This window comes from Microvirga sp. BSC39, from assembly GCF_000739015.1.
In the GTDB taxonomy this organism is placed as follows: domain Bacteria; phylum Pseudomonadota; class Alphaproteobacteria; order Rhizobiales; family Beijerinckiaceae; genus Microvirga.
Map to the genome: position 1 here is coordinate 17,821 of NZ_JPUG01000028.1, position 18,352 is coordinate 36,172.

Sequence of the window (18,352 nt, forward strand, 5' to 3'; positions counted from 1 at the left end):
GATCCAGTCTATTCTACAGGCAGAGCAAAGGGACACAAAGGCTCAGGCTCTGGCCATGGGCACGGCACCAAGCTGTTCCATCAGCTTATAGAGGTTAGCCACACCCCAGTGCTCCACAATCTGGCCATTGCGCACACGCATGGCATCCACCGTTTCGAATGAGATCTTCTTGCCGGTGGCAGCAACACCGAGGAAGGATCCCTCGTGTGTTCCATGATACGTCTTATACGTCGTTACGAGATCGCCGTCGGCTACCTGCCAATGAATGACGGCGTGGAAATCTGGGAAGGCGCTTCGTAACGTTTTGTAAAGGCGCAAAGCGCCTTGACGGTCCGGTGTGCCTCCAGGCTGAGGCGTGTGATCTACAAAGTCTTGAGCGAAGAGTTGCTCGAAGAGGTTGTAGTCACCCTTGCCTTGGACGTCTTCGGTGTTCCGGCGCACCACAGCGATAGCGGATTGGCTGATATCCGTATTCATTGTTCTAACTCCTTGATAGTTCACGTGAACAGCTTGATGGCCGTTTTTGCAACAAGCTCACCTTGATGACGGGCACCTGATAACTCGATCTCAGATGGCTGACGCGAACCATCGCCGCCGGCTATGGTCGTAGATCCATAAGGCGCGCCGCCAACGATTGCTTCGACCGTCATCTGACCGGCGTGGCTATACGGCAGCCCGACGATGGTCATGCCAAAGTGCAAGAGATTTGTGATGATCGAGAAGAGTGTGGTCTCGTTGCCCCCGTGCTGCGTGGCTGATGAGGTGAATGCTGCCCCAACCTTACCGTTAAGTGCGCCACGGGCCCAAAGGCCGCCCGCTTGGTCGAGAAAAGCGGCCATCTGTGAGGACATGCGTCCAAAGCGTGTGCCTGTACCAACAATAATTGCGTCATATTTCTCCAGGTCGGCTACTGTGGCGACGGGGGCGCGCTGATCTAACTTGAAGTGAGCCTTGCGGGCGATCTCGTCTTGGACAGTCTCGGGAACGCGCATTATGTCAACTGTAGCACCTGTACCGCGGGCACCTTCAGCAATGGCGTGCGCCATAGTCTCAATATGACCGTAAGAAGAGTAGTAGAGGACCAAAACTTTCGCCATGGCATCATCCTGTGAGCCGAAGATTCCTTTGAGGAGGCGGCGCTTGTTCTCTAGTGAACAGTGTAGAAGCCAAACAAGCGCCGCTAATGATAGGCCCTATGCCGCTTTGGCGGGTGCTCCTGCCAACAGTTGGTATTCCCAGGCGAGCGCCGTCGCGGTAGCGCCACCATGTTCCAGGATGATCTTAGCAGTTTTAGCTGCATCGTCAGTACGCGCCCAATCGCGCTGCAACTCGGACATAAAGACGATTGTCGTGAGTGGAACAGCTCCAGCTTGGATCATGCGCTGAATCCCCATTTCATGGGACTCCTGCGTAGTGCCACCGGATGCGTCCGTGACAAAGTAAACTTCGTAACCGTCGGCCAGCGCATGGATCACCGGGAAGGCCAAGCATACCTCGGTCCAGAGTGCCGCAAATACGAGCTTCTTCTTGCCGGTCTTGCGAGCCCACTCGACGCAAGACGCATCCTCCCAAGTGTTAATGGCAGTTCGGTCAATCGGAACCTGTTCCGGGAAAACATCTTGAAGCGGCTTGAAGATATCGCCACCACGGTCTTTGATGACGGTGGTGAGCAAGGTTGGAACACCAAACGCCTTCGCAGTCTTTGCAAGGGCAACGACGTTGTTAATCATCAGTGCAACATCGATGTTCTTGACACCGTTTGCCTGGAAGGGCTGGTGGTCGATCAGAATGAGGGCACAGTTGTCAGATGTCAGCATGGCTTCAAGGCCAGCTTTCGGGAATGGTGCGAGGCTCATGTTTATTCTCCGGTTTGCAGGGCTCGATCATGTCAGGGCTCCCATGAGGTGCTTCTGATCGACCGATGAGAAAGGTTTAATTTGCCTTCAGTGATGATGCGAGCGCGCTTTGATCATCGTGGTGTTGACCTCGGCGCAAGCTCGGAAGGCTCGTACAAAGAACGGCGGAGTATCTGCGAAGCTACTCCGCTGCGGCAATGCGGTCCGGTGTGTAAGATCAAGCAGCAGAGAGCAAACCGCCATCCACACACAATGTGACTCCGCTGATGTAGCCCGACAGATCTGAGCCAAGGAACGCAACCGCGTCGCCGACCTCTGACGTCTGACCAGGTCGCCGGAGTGGCGTTCGCTGGCGGAAGCTCTCGGCCGCAGCGGCAACCTCATGAGTCGTGCGGAGCATCCCTGTGTCGATTACTCCTGGCGCGACGGAATTGGCACGGATACCATCTGGTCCGAGCGCATGGGCGAGCGCTTTCGCGAGCAGCTCAACGCCGCCTTTGCTGGTAGAGTACGCAACTGTTTTGCCGCAACCTGCGATGCCGCCCATGCTCGAGATCAGTATTATACTTCCCGCTTTGCCAAGCCGCCGCATTTGACATGCCGCCGCCTGGGCGCCCAGCAGCATGCCATCGAGATTGTTGGACATCAGGCGGCGGTAATCTCCTTCGGTAACGTCTGCGCCGTCTGAACGTAACGAAATGCCAGCGTTGAGAACCATGACGTCGACCCCGCCGAACTCGGCTGCGGTCTCGACAAGAGCGTCATTGTCCCGGCGCTTGGCGACGTTGGCGTATCGAAAGCGAGCAGGTACACCCAGACCTAGTATCCGCGTGGTGATGGGTTCGCCTCCATCGCGCGGGCAATCGGTCGTGTCCGACACAATCACCGCCTTGGCACCGTGACGTGCGGCAGCGACGGCAATAGCTTGGCCGATCCCGCTACATCCTCCGGTAACCAGAACCGCCTTTCCTGCAAGAATGTTGCTTGTTTTCATTGCTTGAAAGCTCTCCCTGAACTTTCAGAGCTAGACATGTGTCGAGCGGGGTGGCGACCGCGGACTGGTCAATAGCGGGTTGACGAATTAGCAACATGTGGGGAAGTTTCTAGCCGCTGTCACGTAACCGTGCAGCATCGGATCCTGGGTAGGGCCTTGTAGTGGCATGGTCCTTATGTGGATTATGTTCGGGGAATGCTGAAGGGCCGCCGCTACTCGATGCCTTGCCTAGAAGCCGGTGTCCGCGAGAGTGAACAAACGATAACTCCGTTTGAGAGCCGTCTCTCCTGCGTGCGGCGAGGAACTCAAGCGTGCGATAGCAGCCCTGCGGGGGTACAAGAGCCCACGCCTAGTGTAAACACGCAGGGTAGCTGACGAAACAGCAGCTGTTCTTACGCAGCAACGGCGTCGGCTTTGACGCTTCGACCTATGACGCGTCCGCGGTCGGGCGAGTGTCCCATCTCACGTCCCCGCCGACGGAGGAAGTCGGCAAGAACTCGGGTTTTAGGTGTTAGTGCGGCACCCGTTGGAAAGTAGATAAATGGGGAGGTGAGACCTGCATGCCAGTCATCAAGGAAGCGAACAAGACGACCCGTTGCGAGACTTTCTTCCACCAAAAAACCCGGCAGCCGCGCAATACCCATTCCGCTTAGCGCAGCCGCGAGCACCGTCATGGGCGTGCTGCAGGTCAGCCGCCGCTCGCCTTCAACTGAAACTTTCTCGTAGCCGTTTCGGAAAGCCCATTGGGAATTGCGTCGACCATTGCCCCTTACATCTACGAGGCAAGTGTGCGGCAGCACGCACAGCTCATGCGGCGTAGTCGGAGTACCCCTAGCATCTGCATAGCGAGGCGACGCGCAGACAATCAATGGGCTCTCAAATAGTTGCTCGCCCATCATGCCGGCCCACTCTGCGTCGCCTAAGTGAACCGCCAGGTCGCACGGGTCAGATGCTAGGTCTGAAGGTTTCTCGCGCACCTCCAATTGTACATCTACGCGAGGGTAAGCCTCCATGAAGTCGCTCAGCGCAGGTATTAGAAAGTGACTGCTCGATGCGGAGTCTGCATGGACACGTAATGTGCCCACAGCGTCTTGGCCGCAGGCACGTATTTCATCAGCGGACTGAGCGAGGCGTTCGATCAAGGGGAGCGTCTGGTCATAGAACCTTCGCCCATCCTCAGTAACTGTAATCCCGCGAGGGGAGCGATGAAACAGGCGCACGCCCAGCCGCTCTTCCAAACGGCTGATCGCGCGGCTAACGCCGGATGTCGTGAGGCCGACAACTTCCGACGTGCGAACGAAACTTCCTGTTTCGACGACGGAGGCGAAAATGCCGACGCCGCTGATGAGCCGACCATCGAACCTCATCACAGCTGCCTTTCGCGGACGTTAGTCGGGCCGACGATCGGGCAAGGCATCGTTGAATCTCTGCTGAACATCTAACACCTCGTTGATCACTGCTGCCATAAAGGTGCGGCAAAATGAGCAGATACTTCAAGCGAAGTATGCCCGGACACTCCGGGGAAAAAAGATGTTCATTGATATCAGCAGCTTAGACGAAGTCGTGCCCAAAAACTCAGTGCTCAGCCTGCACATTCGGTCATCCAAAACTTACCATTTTCGGACATCGGCGGATGAGCAGTTCACCAAATGATCACACCCGTCGCCCATAGGAGAGCTAGTTCCCGAGTGGGGCTGAGTCTCAGGAGATTCTCTCGATCTCGCACAGGGGAGGTCACAGATGTTCATCCCGGTCAGTGATTATCGTGGCTTACGAGCACGGCACTCGGGACGGGGCTCTAAGGGGACTGCCAGCCCGCAAAATCCTCTTGCTAGGGCTATGGCTTCACATATAATATATTACCTATAGTTATATCAAACCGTTATGAGGGGAGTTGTCCTAACCATTTACTGCCCCTCCTGTCCTAGCACCTGGCCTGCGGAGATTACGCCCTGCTCATTGCTGAGGTCCCGCAGTGCTCGTTAGCGGTCCGCTAAAGAGGGACACGTGCCTCCCTCGATCAGCCAATCAGCATCGCTAAGCGCCGGCGCATCCAGATCGCGCCACAACTGTTGGAACTTGTGACTTGAATAGTGAACCCGAACTTGGCGTCGATATCGGAGCTCTCTCCGCACGATTGCGCTTCAATCCCGAGGACGGCTGCATTTGGCTCGAAGGTGAGCGTATGATGCTGATGCACCTTTCTGCGTTTGCGAGCTTCCGCAAGGAACTGATGGAAACTGTGGGGCTCGAGACCGCGCGCGGCATGTTGATGCGATTGGGTTACGCCTCAGGGGCCATCGACGGTGCTCTCGCCAGGAGAGCACGCCCTGAAGAAGATTTGCTGGCGAACTTTCTCGCAGGGCCAAGGCTGCACGCGATTGAGGGCATGGTAGTTGTTGAACCTATTGCGCATACGTTTGATCCGTTAACCAATTATCATGCTGGTGAATGGATTTGGCGCAACTCGGCTGAGGTCGAGGCCCATCTTCTTGAAAACGGACTAAGCTCGGAGCCAGTCTGCTGGAGCGCTGTTGGCTATGCCTCTGGCTACAGCAGTGTCTTCATGGGACGACCTATTCTTTATAAAGAGGTAGAGTGCCGTGCAAAAGGCGATCCACAATGCCGGATCGTTGGCAAGCCAGTGGAGGAGTGGGACGATACATCTGGCGATGACCTCCACCACGAGTGGTCACTTGCGGGAGATGGTGACGCCGATCATTGGGGCAGGATTGTCGACAAGCCAATCCACTCACCAGATCACGCCGATGGCTCTATGGTAGGTGCATCGCCGAGCTTTGTCTCGATGATACAGATGATCAGTAAAGTTGCACCTACTGAGGCACCGGTGCTGCTCGTAGGGGAGGTGGGAGTAGGCAAGAAAATTGCATCACGTGCAATTCACCGGCTTAGCACCCGTTCCCGCCAACCATTTGTTTCGTTTAACTGCTCTTCATGCAGCGGAGATGCTCTTGATGCTGAATTATTCGGGCAAGAGAAAGGGGCACCTGGCGGAGCCACGATCTCCCGAGGGGGACGAGTTGAGCGGGCCAACCGGGGTACTTTATTCTTAGAGGATGTGCATTGTCTGGATGCTCGAGCGCAGGCAAAGCTGCTCCGGGTGCTCCAAACAGGCGAAGTTGATCGTGCCGGAGGAACACAGTCTCGACCAGTCAAAGTCAGAATTATCGCTTCCGCTACACCCCGCATCTCAGCAGCGGTCCGTGACGGAAGCTTCCGAGAAGATTTGTACTATAAACTCAATACTTTTCCGATCCTGCTGGTCCCGCTTCGCGAGCGCCGATCGGATATCCCTCTTCTCACCAAGCATTTCATCTCTGTATTCGCAGACCGGCACAGGAAGGAGATACGCGGGGTATCCCAAAGCTCGGTGAGCTTCCTGCTCACATATGACTTTCCCGGGAATGTGGCCGAGCTAGAAAGCATGATTGAGAGAGCGGTGATCCTTGTCCCGTCGAGCGGGATCCTCGACGTTTCGCATCTTTCATCAGCACTCGATCAGCGAAGCCCCCGCTTCTTTAGTGTCTCCCGAAACGGCTCTCTCGTCTTGGGAGGTGTGGAGGCGAGTGGCACAGGATCCGATCAGGGCACGGAGACCCTAGACCGACTCTTGGAGGGGAAGTTTCACCTAGAAGATTTTGAGAACGACATCATCGTCCGTGCAGTCGAACGTGCCTCAGGAAATTTGAGTAAGGCGGCTCGGGAACTCGGCATGACACGGCCACAACTTGCCTACCGCATCAGGAAGATCCGGGAATTCGGAGAGAACTTCCGGGGGACAGACATCACTTAGTGGGTTCGCGAGAAGTCTGCGGGTAACCCAGATCGTCATGAGCTGACCCACCTGCTGTGCGAGTTCCTACTGCGCTTGAAGGTAGCGGAACTGATGGAGGACCATGCGATTGATTTATCCATCACCAGACGAAGGTGAGCTGGCAGACGCAATACGCACCAGCTACATCCAGGTCTTGACGCACCCGAACCGGGAGAGGGCTCGTGTTCGGGTGGAGGTGCCGCGGCGCGTCCGCAAAGGCTGGACCGAAACCGAGGTGTCGGTACGACTGGCCGAGCGGCACGTCAAGGAAGCTGGCGCCAATTACGACGGAGGGGGCGAGCTGGCGGGAAAGGTCGCCCTGGTAACGGCCGCTTCTAAAGGGATTGGTGCAGGCATCGCTACATGTTGAATGCTTGCGAATGGCCGCTCCTGGCACTTCTCGGACATAGCGCGGAGGTCTGCTTACACGTCGTAAACGGAGGTTTAGAAAGGGCAGGGGAGCTTCGTCTTTTGACCCACAACAGACCTTCCGCGATCAACGGGTCGACCGCCTCAATCAGGAGCCAGTGGGCGGGGACGGGAGCCGCTGTCGATGGAGGGGAACGTGAGTACCGCTTCAGTCACCTTGATCTGTTCGTTCCCATCGCGCGAGCTGCGCCATGCTTCGACACGGAACTTCATAGATGTGCGCCCTGTGGAAATCAGGTCGGCGTAGAACAGATCGCCGGATGCGCCGATGATCGCCTCCTGAGCTGATCACATTGCCTCTGGCAGCCTGATCCGAACTCTTGAGCACTGTTGCTCTCCTTTCCGGGCTTTTACCTCTACGACTTCGCCCGCCGACAGACTTCGGCCGCTTTGCGAGTGATCGCGGATGTGCTGAGTATTATAGGATCGCTCTCTCATGCCCTTCTCAAAAAATTGGGAGGTTCTCCATCTGGCATTACTCGGAGGCTCATCTGAGCACTCGCTGATGATTGGATTTGCTGGGGAGAGCCGCACTCCAGTGGAGAATGCTCATCCAAGCTAAGCACCGGAGCAAGGATATTAGCGAATTGAGGAGGGCGGATGTCGCATCGATCCCTCCTTTACGATCACGGCTCATCCATCCTGGGGCGGCGCGGTGCCACTTGATATCGATGAGTTCTGAGGCGCCGATCCGGAAAGTTGGCTAAGATGTCATGGAATTGACATTGATGCTCCCGCAAGGTCCGTTGCCAACAGCTCTGGGCATCCAAGCGGCAAGTGATCTTTTCTGAGCCGTCTAAGCTCGTGGCCGCAGTATCGGACAAGATGACCTTGCAGCAAACCCTGCGTAACTTGATGAGACGCCCAAACTTTGGAGCTGAGCAAAGCGTTCCGACGTCGATTGGGCCTCTTGACCCATTCGATCCGCGAGACCTCCTGCCGGCGCCCGGCTTGATCAGTGCCTTCAAGTTCGATGAGTTGGGCCAATCCGAGCTTTGGCAGGCGGACAAGGCACTCGATCTATCTCCAGGCGAAGGATGGGTGTGGGCACACTTCAATCTCAGTGACGCCCGGGCGCATCAATGGTTTACTGAGCGGCCGGAGTTAACGCGCCAGTCGCAGGAGGTGCTCACCACACATGATGAGCATGCATATCTGCGCGACGATGGCTCTTGCCTGACCGGTATGGTTGCCGACCTTGTGCGGAATGTTCAGGGATCCACGGAGGAGATCGGCTACCTGCACTTTGCTCTTTCTGACAGATTGCTGATCACAGCACGACGCCACCCGCTGCAGGGTGCCGATGCCACACGGAGCGCCGTTGAAAACGGCATGCGAATGGCGACGCCAGGCGAGCTCTTTTCAGCGATAATTGCCAACTCGGCGGACGGGTTTGATGAACTGGTGGACCGGCTCACGATCAACCTCGATCGGATTGAAGATCGGGTCTTAATGGAAAAATTGATGGATGAGCGTCAGCGCCTCAGTCGAGCCCGCCACACGGCGGTTCGGCTACAGCGCCCGCTCGCTAGCCTGCGGCGTACCTTGCGGCGGGTGCGCAGCCCAGCACAGGTGGCAAGCATCACAAATTTTGATCCAGGCTCAATCATGCAGGAGCTCGAGATGCTTGAAGGCGACTTGGCAACTTTTCAGGACCGCGCACGCCTGCTCCAGGACGAAATAAATCTCAAAGTCGCCTCCCAGACCAATCGTCAATTATTCGTCTTGTCGGTCCTTACAGCTCTCTTTGTTCCAGCCACACTTATAACCGGTCTGTTTGGGATGAATGTTGGAGGCATGCCATTCACCGAGTCACCAGATGGTTTCTGGTGGGGACTCCTGGTCAGCCTGTTATCATCGTTGTTTGTGTGCCTGCTGCTTGTAAAGGCCGGGGCGATCAGACGACAAAGCGGATCTTGATGCAGCCTTTACGAGTAAATAGAAGTATCACGTTTTGTGAGGCGCGCCCCTGCATCTTCCCTCCAGTCCCGGGCGAGAGATGCTACCTGCTGGTGTCAGGCAATGGCGCATCTTTGCCCGATCCTACATCAAGCTTGGCAGGTTTCTTCTTGCGGGAAGGCTTGACCGGTGTTGGGGAGGTTTCTGCCTGAGACTTCGCCACCGGCGCGGACCTCCGCTGAGACGGCACCTTCTTTGTGTTCGAAGCGAGTGGGCGCCCGACCTCCTTGGCCTCATTCTTCAAGATCCTCAAGCCTTGCTGAACAGATTTGAGAACACTTTCCACATTGGATCCAGGGTCGCTTTGAGCTACAATCTTGAGAAGGGTCTTCTCGAGCTTCTTGCCCCGCCGCAATGCCTTTTCAATGTTCAAGAGCAGGTCTTGAGGGGTGCTCTGTTTGTCCGCAGCCACGGTATTCTCTCCTGAGATCAATTTTGCGGTCGATATCAGGTGTCACAGATCTGTTACAGTGAAGTTTCAATGACAGTTTTATGACAGCGCGCGAGGGGCGTTACCTCTCGTGCTCATTCAGGTCGTCCTTGTGCTCGGCCCGGAAGACATTCGCGTGCAGCTGCGCCAGCCATCTCCGCCCATCCGCAGTCACCTTGAGATGCCGGACCGCAGGGGCGATCTGGGCTGACACGCTGGCCCAAAAGAATGTCGGGTAACGGTCGACAACATCGGCCGGGGAGGTGTAACCAAGCCGCTCGTTGATACCAGCTTCCGCAAACTCGTGGTAGAGCCGATTGGCCTTGCGCAAGTAGAGCGGATCACCCAGCTGCCCGATCAGGTCAGCTGCCCGCACGAGCCCTGTTTCCGCATCGAGCTCACGATCGTTGCGCCCCTCAGGTGCTGGAAACCGCGTGAACTCAATCATGCGCGCAAGACGTTCCGCGTCGAGCTGGTCACAATGTTCGAAGCGAGATTTCACGAACAGCTTGGAGCGATCAACGTGGTATTGGGTCAGGGCAGCATCCGAAGCGCCGCGGGCCAGATCTACCGTGCGTCCTAGAGCATCAATGACATAGGATCCCTCATCGTCGCCCGCGAGGAGGCCGCGAACGTAGCCGATATCGTGCATAAGACAGGCCACCAGGAAATGCACCCAATCGGATGGGGAGATTGCTTCCCGCAAGCTGCGGCCACGCAGGATATCGCGGCCAGCGAGCGTCACCAGCACAGTATGTTCGTAGTTGTGGTAGAGCGCGTCCGAGTTGGCGATGCACTCGATGGCAAGCCGCGCATTGGCCCTGAGAACCTCCGCGAGGCGGGCCTCTGTGGATCCGTACATGCTCTGGAAGTCTGTGGCCAGATGGTCGCCGAGGGCATCGGCCGTGAGAGCCTCAATTGTGAGCACAGATCCCCCCCTAAATTTATGCTGCTGCGCTTTGGCCGTGATAGTATTCGTTGGAGAACGTCGCTTCGGAGTCAGGAACGGCCAGAATCGCACGTGTGGTTGAGCCACTCCTTCAAGCTTCGTCGAACCGAAAGAACGGCCAAGCAGCGTAATCCACACGCAGTCTACCTGAGCTAGATGACGCCTGCATGTCGATCATGCTGGTGTCTAGTTACCCTTAAGTCCTCCAGAACGGCTCTAGTCTTCCTAAGGCCCGATACTGCGCCTGTGCCGCGGTGAGAAGTTCGTTGACGCGGGAGAGTTGTTCTTGGTGAAGGGCTGCCTCCGCCTCCGAGGTGTGCATTTCGGAGCCAACTGCGATGTCGTTGAGCTCGCCTAGCGTTTCCTGAAGCGCCTCCAGGGTCTTAAGGGCCGCCCGCTTTCTGTTTTTCGCGCTGCTGCCTTTGAACAGGGCATCGAAGAACTCGGCAGCGTAGCGCAGTTTCTTGATTTCGATGCGCACTTGGTGCCGCTCGTCCGGGTCAAGTTCAGCAAGGTTCCTGCCGCGTTTGAGCACGCGCTTCCAGCGCCTGCCAATTTCCTGCTCGGCCAGTTCTGAAACAGGCTGCCTCCGGCGTTGACGAGCAGCCTTGCTCCCCTCGACTACCCAGCGTCCGGCCTGGATCCACGCTGCGGTCACTAGAATGCCATTGACGAAGCGCGGGGAGGTGATCGTCTCCTGGACGGTCTGATAGGCTCGGTTGCGCCGTTCCTGAAACTCGGCAAGCAACTGCCGATAGCTCACATCACGCTCGTGCCGAGCCTGCGCAGGCTCAAGAACCTTGCCGATATAGACGTCAAGGTCTCTCGCCATGCCTAGGAGGTTGGCCATCCACTTGAGTTCATCTTTGATTTCATCACGCTGCTCATCCTCAACAACAGTCTTGAACAGGGTGATGGCGGCACGAAGCCGTCGCAGAGCGACCCGCATCTGGTGAACGGCATCGGCCTCCGGCGCAGCTCTAACGATGGCCTCATTGGCCATCAGATGCTGCAGGCATGACGCGCTGATGACCTGGAACGCTTGCGCACTCGTCATCCGGCGCTTGAGTATGATTGCGTCGGCTTTAACCCGCTTAGGTGCTTCATCAGAGAGAGCCTCAAACCCGCGCTCTGCTTTGGTCTTGAAGCTCAGGCGAAGCGGCGCCTGGGTCGAGAGTGCCCGGGCGAGACCGAACAAGTCCGTGGGTGTGCCATCCTTTAGCTCAAGCTCGAGTTCCTCGAATGAGCGCGTGCCGTCCTTGCCTTCGACTTTGCCACGGTCCGCAGCCACCTCAATGATGGAAGTTCCGTACGATATATTGCAGAGCTTTCGTTCTGCCGTGACGCTGAATATAGGTTGGATTGATTCCCGAAGCTCCATGACCGGCTTGAGAACGCTACCTTTGACGAGCGTGTAGTCAGGATCATCACTCTTAACTTCTTGCTCCCATTCGTTGCGAGCCAAAGCGACACCGCTCGAAGAGCGGGCGGCTTTGATCGTCTGGACCCGCCGGCTGCCGTTGCGCCTGATCCGAAGCGAGATCCCCGCCTTTCTCAGACCTTGATCGGGCGTATCGAAGTAGGTGGAGTGAAGGTCTTGTGTAACAGGATTGTCATGAGACTCCGCTTGAAGAAGCGGATGGGCTAGGACCTTGTCGAGTGTCTCGGGCTCGAGCTCGAGCTTGAGCTCGATTTCTTGAGGAGCGTCGGATCTGTTTCCCATCTGGCCTCCTCACAGCCTCTGTCCTCCGCAGTCGGAACGCAACCCCAGCTGGGTAGTTCCACCAGAGGCGGAGCATAGAGCGGCAATGAACTGGCTAACCTATTTCCGGCGAGGGTCGAAGGGCGTGATCGAACCTCTAGCGCAGTATGGCGCTTTGCCGTTCCGCTGGAGCCGGGACGGGACCCTGAAGGTCATGCTTGTGACCACACGCGGGCGCAAGCGCTGGATGATTCCCAAAGGATAGCCCATTCGCGGGCTTGAGCCTCATGAGAGTGCAGCCCGGGAGGCAGTTGAGGAGGCAGGCCTCATCGGCACTGTCCACTCCTGCTCAATTGGGACGTTCGAGTACGTGAAGCGCCTTGGACGCGCAAGAGCAGTCAGGTGCAAGGTCAAAGTCTTTCCGCTGCATGTCGATCATCAGAGAGAACACTGGCTCGAGCAGGGAGAGCGGGAGACAAAGTGGTTCACCCTTCATAAGGCCGCAAGTCAGGTGTCGGAACCTAGCTTGCAGGACATTCTTCTTCGCTTCGATCCCCAACAGAGCTCCTCACAGACCGTCAGCCTGAGACCAGATTAGAGACCTTGGAGAGTAACTTCCCGAGGCTGGCGAACGGACGTCAAGCACCAGGTTCTGGCTGACCGGGATCTGAAGTGCCGGCCCCGTTACCTCCGTCAGCTTGTCCGTCGGCCGAGACACTAGGGCAACTGCCCTGGCGCTCCCGCCGTGGCAGTATAAGTGTGAAGGTCCTGTTCTGGCACTCCCCGGACGAGGAGCCTTGGTCTGCTTCAGCGCCAAAGGGCTGACGTTCGTCGGGCGGCCCAAACGTGAAATTCTGACCCGAAGGAGACCATCTGAGCTCAAGCTTGCGATCGAGGCGGGTCAAACAACCCATGGGAGGGGCTGCATGCAGGTGCGGCTAGTCAGCCCTGAGCCTGACTTGCCCGACCCGGTTCAGTACTTCACGCGGAATGCTGTAGTCCTTCACCACAGCTTCCCAGTTCCGGAGGCCGCATAGCTCCTGCTGGATCATGAAGGCCCAGACGAGGTCGGCTGCATCGTCCCGCAAGGCACGGCGACGATGCTCCCGGTCAGGCTGGTGCGCTTGCGCATCGAAGGCTCGCAACGCCGCGAGAGCCTGCTCGACTTTGCCGCTCAAGGCTCCAAGCGTATGTGCTTTCTGCTCCCGCAGCTCGTAGTTGAGCACGCTCCAGCCTGTCTCCGGCTCAAGGCCGGCCGACAAGCTCTGGGGGATGCGAACTGCCATCTCAGGTCTCCGCAACAAGACGATGTGGAGGAGATGGGGCCGCAGCCCTCACAGGTGAACGCGACACCCTGGCGCAAGCCCGCACCGGCCACGCCTGGTGGCATCAGTCACGTGGCGATGTGGACGAGGAGGCCTTGCTGCCTGCCACGGAGCTGGATCTCGCGGGAGGACTGGAACCTCGCGAGCCACTCCGGATCTCCCGCCGCCCGGATGCAATCCTCCGAGGCGATGATCGAGCCGCCCACCGCCCGGGTGATCTCCTCGAGCCTGCTCGCCACGTTCACGACATCGCCCACGACGGTAAACTCGATGCGCTCCCTGCCGCCGAGATTGCCCACCGTCACCGGGCCACAGTGAACTCCGACCGAGACGCGCAGCTGATCCGCGCCACGCCCGGACCTTTTCCGGTTCCAGCGGTCAATTTCCTGCTGGAGGTCGAAGGCACAGGCGAGCGCGCGTGCCGGCGCGTCCGGTTGCAGGCCGATGGAGCCGAAGGTCGCCATGAAGCCGTCGCCCAGGTACTTGTCGAGCGTGCCGCCATGCTTGAACACGATGGCGCTGCTCCGCTCCTGAAAACTCCGCAGCAAGGCGAACGTCCGCTCGGGCGAAAGGGTCTCGGTGAGCTTGGTGAAACCGACGATATCTGCGAACAGGACGGCCACCGTCCGTGTCGCTGGGTCTCCGAATGCCGTTCCGCCGCGGCTGGCGAGGGCCTCGGCCACGTCCGGAGAGACATAGCGCGATAGATCCGCGCGCACGATCTCGGCCTCGACCTGGTTCAACAGCGTCCGGCGGCTGCGCCAGACGGCGAGCGTGATGAGCAGGGTGAACAGAGCGGTCGCGACAAGTTGGGTATACCAGGCCGTCAGGCCGACAAAGGCAGGCTTGAAGGAGAGATCCAGGACTGCGGCTGACGTCAGCGCTCCCTCCGCAGCCGCATCGTGGAACCGCAGCGTGTCCGGCTGGGAATAGATCGTGAAGACCCCGATCGACCAGATGACGAGGATCGACATGCCCGTCCAGAGCACCCTTCTTGGGGAGTAGGTGAGCGCAGCCTCTCCGAGGAGAAGAAGGACGTAGAGGAATTCCTGCCCGCGCAGGCGGGTCTGGATCGGCCATTCACTGCCGAGACTGGCTGGTGGAGGGACTAGGATCGCGGCTGTCACCAAGGCAACGTCGAGAAGGATGAAGCCAAGCTTGATCGTCTCGCCGCGAGGATGGCGCCGCAAGCGGTACGGGATGTAGCCCAGGAGGAAGAAAGCTAAAGCATACGAGCCGTAATAGAGGTCGCGTGGCCAGGGTACGATCCAGAACAGCCACACGGAAACAACGATGATCGCGATCAGCCGGGCGTAGAAGGCGAACTGGAGGCCTTCGAGCTCGGCCTGTCGAATGCTCGCCTGAAGACGAGACAGTGAGTTCCCGAGAGACCAGAACGATCGGAGGCCCTTCACAGTCTTGTAGACAAAGCCGACAGTCCAGGCTGACAAACTAGCCATCTGCTCACTCTAATGATCCTAGGAGCTCTCGGCCCGAACCGGATAACATTCCCACAAGGGCCCCACGGCATGCCGAGCCCACTTGTCAGATTTGTGACCGCGCTCGGGCAGAGCGCGGTCCTTTGGACAGACACAGGCGCGGGAGCGCCGAATGGCAGCGAAATGGCAGGCTAGAGGACGATCGTACAGATACACATTCTGTTCGATCTTTGAGTATCACTCAGGAGGGATTAATCAGCCCAAAGACCCTGTCAAATGATCCTGTCTGTTCGGCCGTGCGTTGCAGCAGAACCCTTTGGACGAGTACCTCCTTTGGAGTAACGTCGGCACAAAGCAGCTCTATCGCTTCGGCGAACCCGCTGGGCCTCGACGCGAGCCTGATGGGGCGTGGTCGGACCATATTCGCCTATAGTGTACTTGCGAGGATTGCGGCGGTCACCAGAGGGCCGGTATTGGACGAGGAAGACCTTGCGCCCTGCCGGAGTGATCTTCAGGCCAAAACCCTTCAGGTCTTCATCCCACCAGATCTCGTCACGACCGACAGGAGCGGGCAGGATATCGACGTTGCGCTTGGTGAGCTTGCAAGTGGGCATGATGGGCGGGCTCGTTCCTGGCTACCTGGACAGCAAATAGGTAGCCAGAAATTTGCAAGCGGAGCCATTGTCAGGAATGATCAACCCACAGAAATATAGAAATATCAGTCATTTATGCTCAATAGGCTATCATCAGAAATCGCGGGGAATGTACTACTACCTGACTTTTAATCAGAGGGTCCTGGGTTCGAGTCCCAGCGCGCTCACCACCTCAAGCCCTTATCCGGCAAGGATTTTTGCAACTTTCCCGCGTTCGCTGTCCCGCACCTAAACTTCTGCGGGGTAACGCGACGGGTAACGGCAGACATGATTTCGTTCATTCGGAGACAATCCGAGTTTTCGGCTTCAACTTGCCCGAGAACGGGACACATCGCCCTCTCACGGCGAAAACAGGGGTTCGAGTCGCCTAGGGAGCGCCAAAGGTTTCAACGACCTAGCCCCGCTCGATGTGAGGCTTTTGTGCTTTTGTCCCAGAATTTGTCGAGAATACAGGGATGTCTATGGCTGTTTTGCGCTTGGCTTCTGCTGATGGCTAGGTTGCGGGTTCGACAGTCAGACTTTGATTGATCATCCGTATCACCTGGGTCCCTAACGGCAGCAGCTGAGGCCTCGAAGCCTAGGCGTCGCGCGCCCTTTAAGAAGGGATACGAACCAGCGAGCAATGCCGGTCGCGTGTGACCGGCCGATCTGGGCCTCCCTGCCGCCGATGGCGTCGAGCAGATTGGCGGCCGGATCGGGACGGTCCTATCCTTGGAGCCCTCTCATGTCGGGGCGGCTGAGGGCCCTCCAGGCGCACCAAGGCATCCACTGAATGTCTCGGTGATGATGGTGCCATCTTGGTGTGTGAAAAGATGCCTCAGAGAGGCGTTATTGCCGCCACAGCGGTTTCAGATTACCAAACTTGAAGGGTGATTGACCCATGGGAGGGGGCTATGGCTACGTTTACTTGGACTGGACCGTATGGTTTTCAGCCGGAACATTTCAACTTCAGCAACTTGACGATGGCTGATCGCTATGAGCGGTCTTCGACAACGTTCAAGGCTGTTTACGGTACCTTGGGCAGGTCCTGGGACAAGTTTGAAGGATACGGCTTCACGTATACTGCGGATGGTATCCCGACCGGTGGTGTCGTTACGAGCTATAGTGGGGTAGACGCCGGGCGGAAGGTCTCGACATTGACCAATGTCAAAATCTCCGTTCTGAGCCTCGTCAACGCAGCCTCAACCTACAGCACTGATGACGACTTCAGGGTCTTCAAGTCAGTACTCTCAGGCAAGGACGTGATCACCGGGGGGCGCTACGACGACAGCCTCAGCGGGTTCAATGGCAACGATACGATTGCCGGAGGCGGCGGAGCCGACGTTCTCTCTGGTGGCAAGGGGGCCGACCGCTTTGTCTTCAAGTCGGTCTCGGAGTCGCGGTGGTCAAAGATTGATACCATCACTGACTTTTCTCGGGCTCAGGGTGACAAGATCGACCTATCGAAGATCGACGCCAAGACAGGGGTTAGTGGCAATCAGGCCTTTACCTTCATTGGCGTTGCCGAGTTCTCCGGCCGCAAAGGCGAACTCCGCTATTTCAGCGGGGAGTTCGAGGATGAATATGGTGATCTCTACATGGAGACCCATGTCCAGGCTGACGTAAACGGCGACGGTCGGGCCGACTTTGAGCTTTCACTCAACAAAGTGACCGCAGTCACAAAGAGCTATTTCATTCTATGATCTTACCGGGCGGGTGCTCCGTAAGGCACCCGCCCACGATGTCTATGGCATGGATCTACACCAACTCCTGCCCGTCGGTGTCGATCTGGCTCCAGTTCCGGACCAAGCGAACGGTTCCGACAGATCCCACTTGATCTTGGTCGAGGGTCACGCGCGCCGCGCCATTAATTGACCCGCAGCATCAGGTGCCCATACTGGGCATGATGAGCCGCCTGATCCGCTATATCCGCAACTCGCTTGCCCGTTTCTCCAGGGGCCGACCTCAAGACGGTCTCACGGCCATTGAATACGAGGCTGTCTGCCTGATCTCGTATGAAGGGCGAGCGGCGTACGCCCGAGCCCGGCAGCAGGCCTTCTATTGCCGATTGAGGGGAAGCGAGCAGGGCTTCCGGTTCTGGTCAGCTGTGGCGACCGAAGTTGACCGGCGAGCAGGTGCCAGTGCTAAGAGAGCTGATCAACCGTCGAGATAAGGCGCGCTGGGTGTCGACGGGCTGGGGCCTCCCTCCGCTCTCCAGGACAGGGAGGGGGCAGAGGAGCGACGTCATTTGCGGTCAGATCTGATTTCTGAGTGGTGGCGCCCGCAACCCTCTCTTCACCCATTCCCGCTATACCTTTCCCGTGACCTACTCCCCTAGAGTTCTGCAATGGGCATCGAGTACCGCAACAGTTTACCAGCCCCAAGTGACCGCTTTGAAAGCCACGAGGCTCGGGATCAAAGGCTCCGGGAAGCGACGTCCCGGTTTAACAGGCAGATCCAAATCGGCTGGCTCTAGAGGCTGTTAGAGGCTGGTGAGCAATTTTATTGCTCGATCTAAGTGCCCGTTTGAGAATTGCTACGGATGAGCGATGCGGCGGAGCATGAGGCTGCTCATGGCCACTCCGATCATAGCCTCGGAGACGTCGCAGTGCTCTTCGTAGTCGCGCACCAGCCGGCGCCAGCGCGTCATCCAGCCGAATGTTCTCTCCACAACCCACCGGCGTGGCAGTGCTTGGAAACCCTGCTGGTCGGGCAGCTTGCGTACGATCTCGATCACGAAATCCCGGTAAGCCGCCTCGCTCATCAGCCGCCCACGGTCGTAGGCCCCATCGGCAAACAGGT

The 18,352-nt window shown here is 57.7% G+C and carries 16 protein-coding genes; 5 read left to right on the top strand and 11 right to left on the bottom strand.

The window, feature by feature from the left end:
* Positions 1-42: 42 nt before the first annotated feature.
* The 4 genes from MA07_RS03560 to MA07_RS03575 form a co-directional block, all read right to left on the bottom strand.
* Positions 43-477, bottom strand: a complete 435-nt coding sequence (locus tag MA07_RS03560; RefSeq protein WP_036347072.1) for an ester cyclase — start codon at positions 475-477, stop codon at positions 43-45.
* 20 nt (positions 478-497) lie between these two features.
* Complete coding sequence (wrbA, locus tag MA07_RS03565; protein WP_036347074.1) at positions 498-1,097, bottom strand: NAD(P)H:quinone oxidoreductase; 600 nt, start codon at positions 1,095-1,097, stop codon at positions 498-500.
* A 96-nt stretch (positions 1,098-1,193) separates the two neighbouring features.
* A complete protein-coding gene (locus tag MA07_RS03570) occupies positions 1,194-1,856 on the bottom strand; it encodes a hydrolase (protein ID WP_036347076.1) in 663 nt (220 codons plus the stop codon).
* A 217-nt stretch (positions 1,857-2,073) separates the two neighbouring features.
* On the bottom strand, positions 2,074-2,850 hold the full coding sequence (locus tag MA07_RS03575) for a glucose 1-dehydrogenase (RefSeq protein ID WP_036347078.1): 777 nt from the start codon (positions 2,848-2,850) through the stop codon (positions 2,074-2,076).
* Positions 2,851-4,055: 1,205 nt separating this feature from the next.
* Between MA07_RS03575 and MA07_RS30695 the strand changes: the two genes are divergently transcribed.
* From MA07_RS30695 to MA07_RS03595, 4 genes are all read left to right on the top strand, one after another.
* A complete protein-coding gene (locus tag MA07_RS30695; RefSeq protein ID WP_036347080.1) occupies positions 4,056-4,292 on the top strand; it encodes a hypothetical protein in 237 nt (78 codons plus the stop codon).
* A 644-nt stretch (positions 4,293-4,936) separates the two neighbouring features.
* Entirely contained in the window at positions 4,937-6,664 is a 1,728-nt protein-coding gene (locus MA07_RS03585; RefSeq protein WP_081928759.1) for a sigma-54-dependent Fis family transcriptional regulator, read from the top strand.
* Between the two features lie 103 nt (positions 6,665-6,767).
* A complete protein-coding gene (locus MA07_RS03590; protein WP_036347083.1) occupies positions 6,768-7,055 on the top strand; it encodes a hypothetical protein in 288 nt (95 codons plus the stop codon).
* Between the two features lie 1,010 nt (positions 7,056-8,065).
* Complete coding sequence (locus MA07_RS03595) at positions 8,066-9,034, top strand: CorA family divalent cation transporter (RefSeq protein ID WP_160195371.1); 969 nt, start codon at positions 8,066-8,068, stop codon at positions 9,032-9,034.
* An 82-nt stretch (positions 9,035-9,116) separates the two neighbouring features.
* On the opposite strand, the gene MA07_RS03600 is transcribed toward MA07_RS03595, so the two are convergent.
* From MA07_RS03600 to MA07_RS29965, 6 genes are all read right to left on the bottom strand, one after another.
* The gene (locus tag MA07_RS03600) at positions 9,117-9,485 is read right to left on the bottom strand and encodes a hypothetical protein (protein ID WP_036347086.1); all 369 of its coding nucleotides are present in this window, start codon (positions 9,483-9,485) and stop codon (positions 9,117-9,119) included.
* 100 nt (positions 9,486-9,585) lie between these two features.
* Entirely contained in the window at positions 9,586-10,431 is an 846-nt protein-coding gene (locus MA07_RS03605; RefSeq protein WP_036347089.1) for a metal-dependent phosphohydrolase, read from the bottom strand.
* A gap of 217 nt (positions 10,432-10,648) precedes the next feature.
* Entirely contained in the window at positions 10,649-12,175 is a 1,527-nt protein-coding gene (locus MA07_RS03610) for a CYTH and CHAD domain-containing protein (RefSeq protein ID WP_052002808.1), read from the bottom strand.
* 917 nt (positions 12,176-13,092) lie between these two features.
* Positions 13,093-13,440: a DUF6665 family protein gene (locus MA07_RS03620; protein WP_036347094.1), complete on the bottom strand. Its 348-nt coding sequence runs from the start codon at positions 13,438-13,440 to the stop codon at positions 13,093-13,095.
* Positions 13,441-13,547: 107 nt separating this feature from the next.
* Positions 13,548-14,939 carry an adenylate/guanylate cyclase domain-containing protein gene (locus MA07_RS03625; RefSeq protein WP_036347097.1) on the bottom strand — a complete coding sequence of 464 codons (1,392 nt, stop codon included), beginning with the start codon at positions 14,937-14,939 and terminating at the stop codon, positions 13,548-13,550.
* Positions 14,940-15,190: 251 nt separating this feature from the next.
* On the bottom strand, positions 15,191-15,532 hold the full coding sequence (locus tag MA07_RS29965; protein WP_081928760.1) for an Arm DNA-binding domain-containing protein: 342 nt from the start codon (positions 15,530-15,532) through the stop codon (positions 15,191-15,193).
* Between the two features lie 1,001 nt (positions 15,533-16,533).
* Between MA07_RS29965 and MA07_RS03635 the strand changes: the two genes are divergently transcribed.
* Entirely contained in the window at positions 16,534-17,253 is a 720-nt protein-coding gene (locus MA07_RS03635) for a M10 family metallopeptidase C-terminal domain-containing protein (protein ID WP_160195372.1), read from the top strand.
* A gap of 833 nt (positions 17,254-18,086) precedes the next feature.
* Here MA07_RS03635 and MA07_RS03640 read toward each other — a convergent pair.
* Positions 18,087-18,352: transposase (locus tag MA07_RS03640; RefSeq protein WP_036347103.1), on the bottom strand; the 266-nt coding region annotated here is incomplete at its 5' end.

What these genes read in the sequence shown, in the direction of transcription:
- wrbA (WP_036347074.1), bottom strand. Translation starts at nt 1,097, where the DNA reads ATGGCGAAAGTTTTGGTCCTCTACTACTCTTCTTACGGTCATATTGAG.
- MA07_RS29965 (WP_081928760.1), bottom strand. Translation starts at nt 15,532, where the DNA reads ATGCCCACTTGCAAGCTCACCAAGCGCAACGTCGATATCCTGCCCGCT.
- MA07_RS03635 (WP_160195372.1), top strand. Translation starts at nt 16,534, where the DNA reads ATGGCTGATCGCTATGAGCGGTCTTCGACAACGTTCAAGGCTGTTTAC.
- MA07_RS03610 (WP_052002808.1), bottom strand. Translation starts at nt 12,175, where the DNA reads ATGGGAAACAGATCCGACGCTCCTCAAGAAATCGAGCTCAAGCTCGAG.
- MA07_RS03590 (WP_036347083.1), top strand. Translation starts at nt 6,768, where the DNA reads ATGCGATTGATTTATCCATCACCAGACGAAGGTGAGCTGGCAGACGCA.
- MA07_RS03570 (WP_036347076.1), bottom strand. Translation starts at nt 1,856, where the DNA reads ATGAGCCTCGCACCATTCCCGAAAGCTGGCCTTGAAGCCATGCTGACA.
- MA07_RS03620 (WP_036347094.1), bottom strand. Translation starts at nt 13,440, where the DNA reads ATGGCAGTTCGCATCCCCCAGAGCTTGTCGGCCGGCCTTGAGCCGGAG.
- MA07_RS03575 (WP_036347078.1), bottom strand. Translation starts at nt 2,850, where the DNA reads ATGAAAACAAGCAACATTCTTGCAGGAAAGGCGGTTCTGGTTACCGGA.
- MA07_RS03625 (WP_036347097.1), bottom strand. Translation starts at nt 14,939, where the DNA reads ATGGCTAGTTTGTCAGCCTGGACTGTCGGCTTTGTCTACAAGACTGTG.
- MA07_RS30695 (WP_036347080.1), top strand. Translation starts at nt 4,056, where the DNA reads ATGAAACAGGCGCACGCCCAGCCGCTCTTCCAAACGGCTGATCGCGCG.
- MA07_RS03560 (WP_036347072.1), bottom strand. Translation starts at nt 477, where the DNA reads ATGAATACGGATATCAGCCAATCCGCTATCGCTGTGGTGCGCCGGAAC.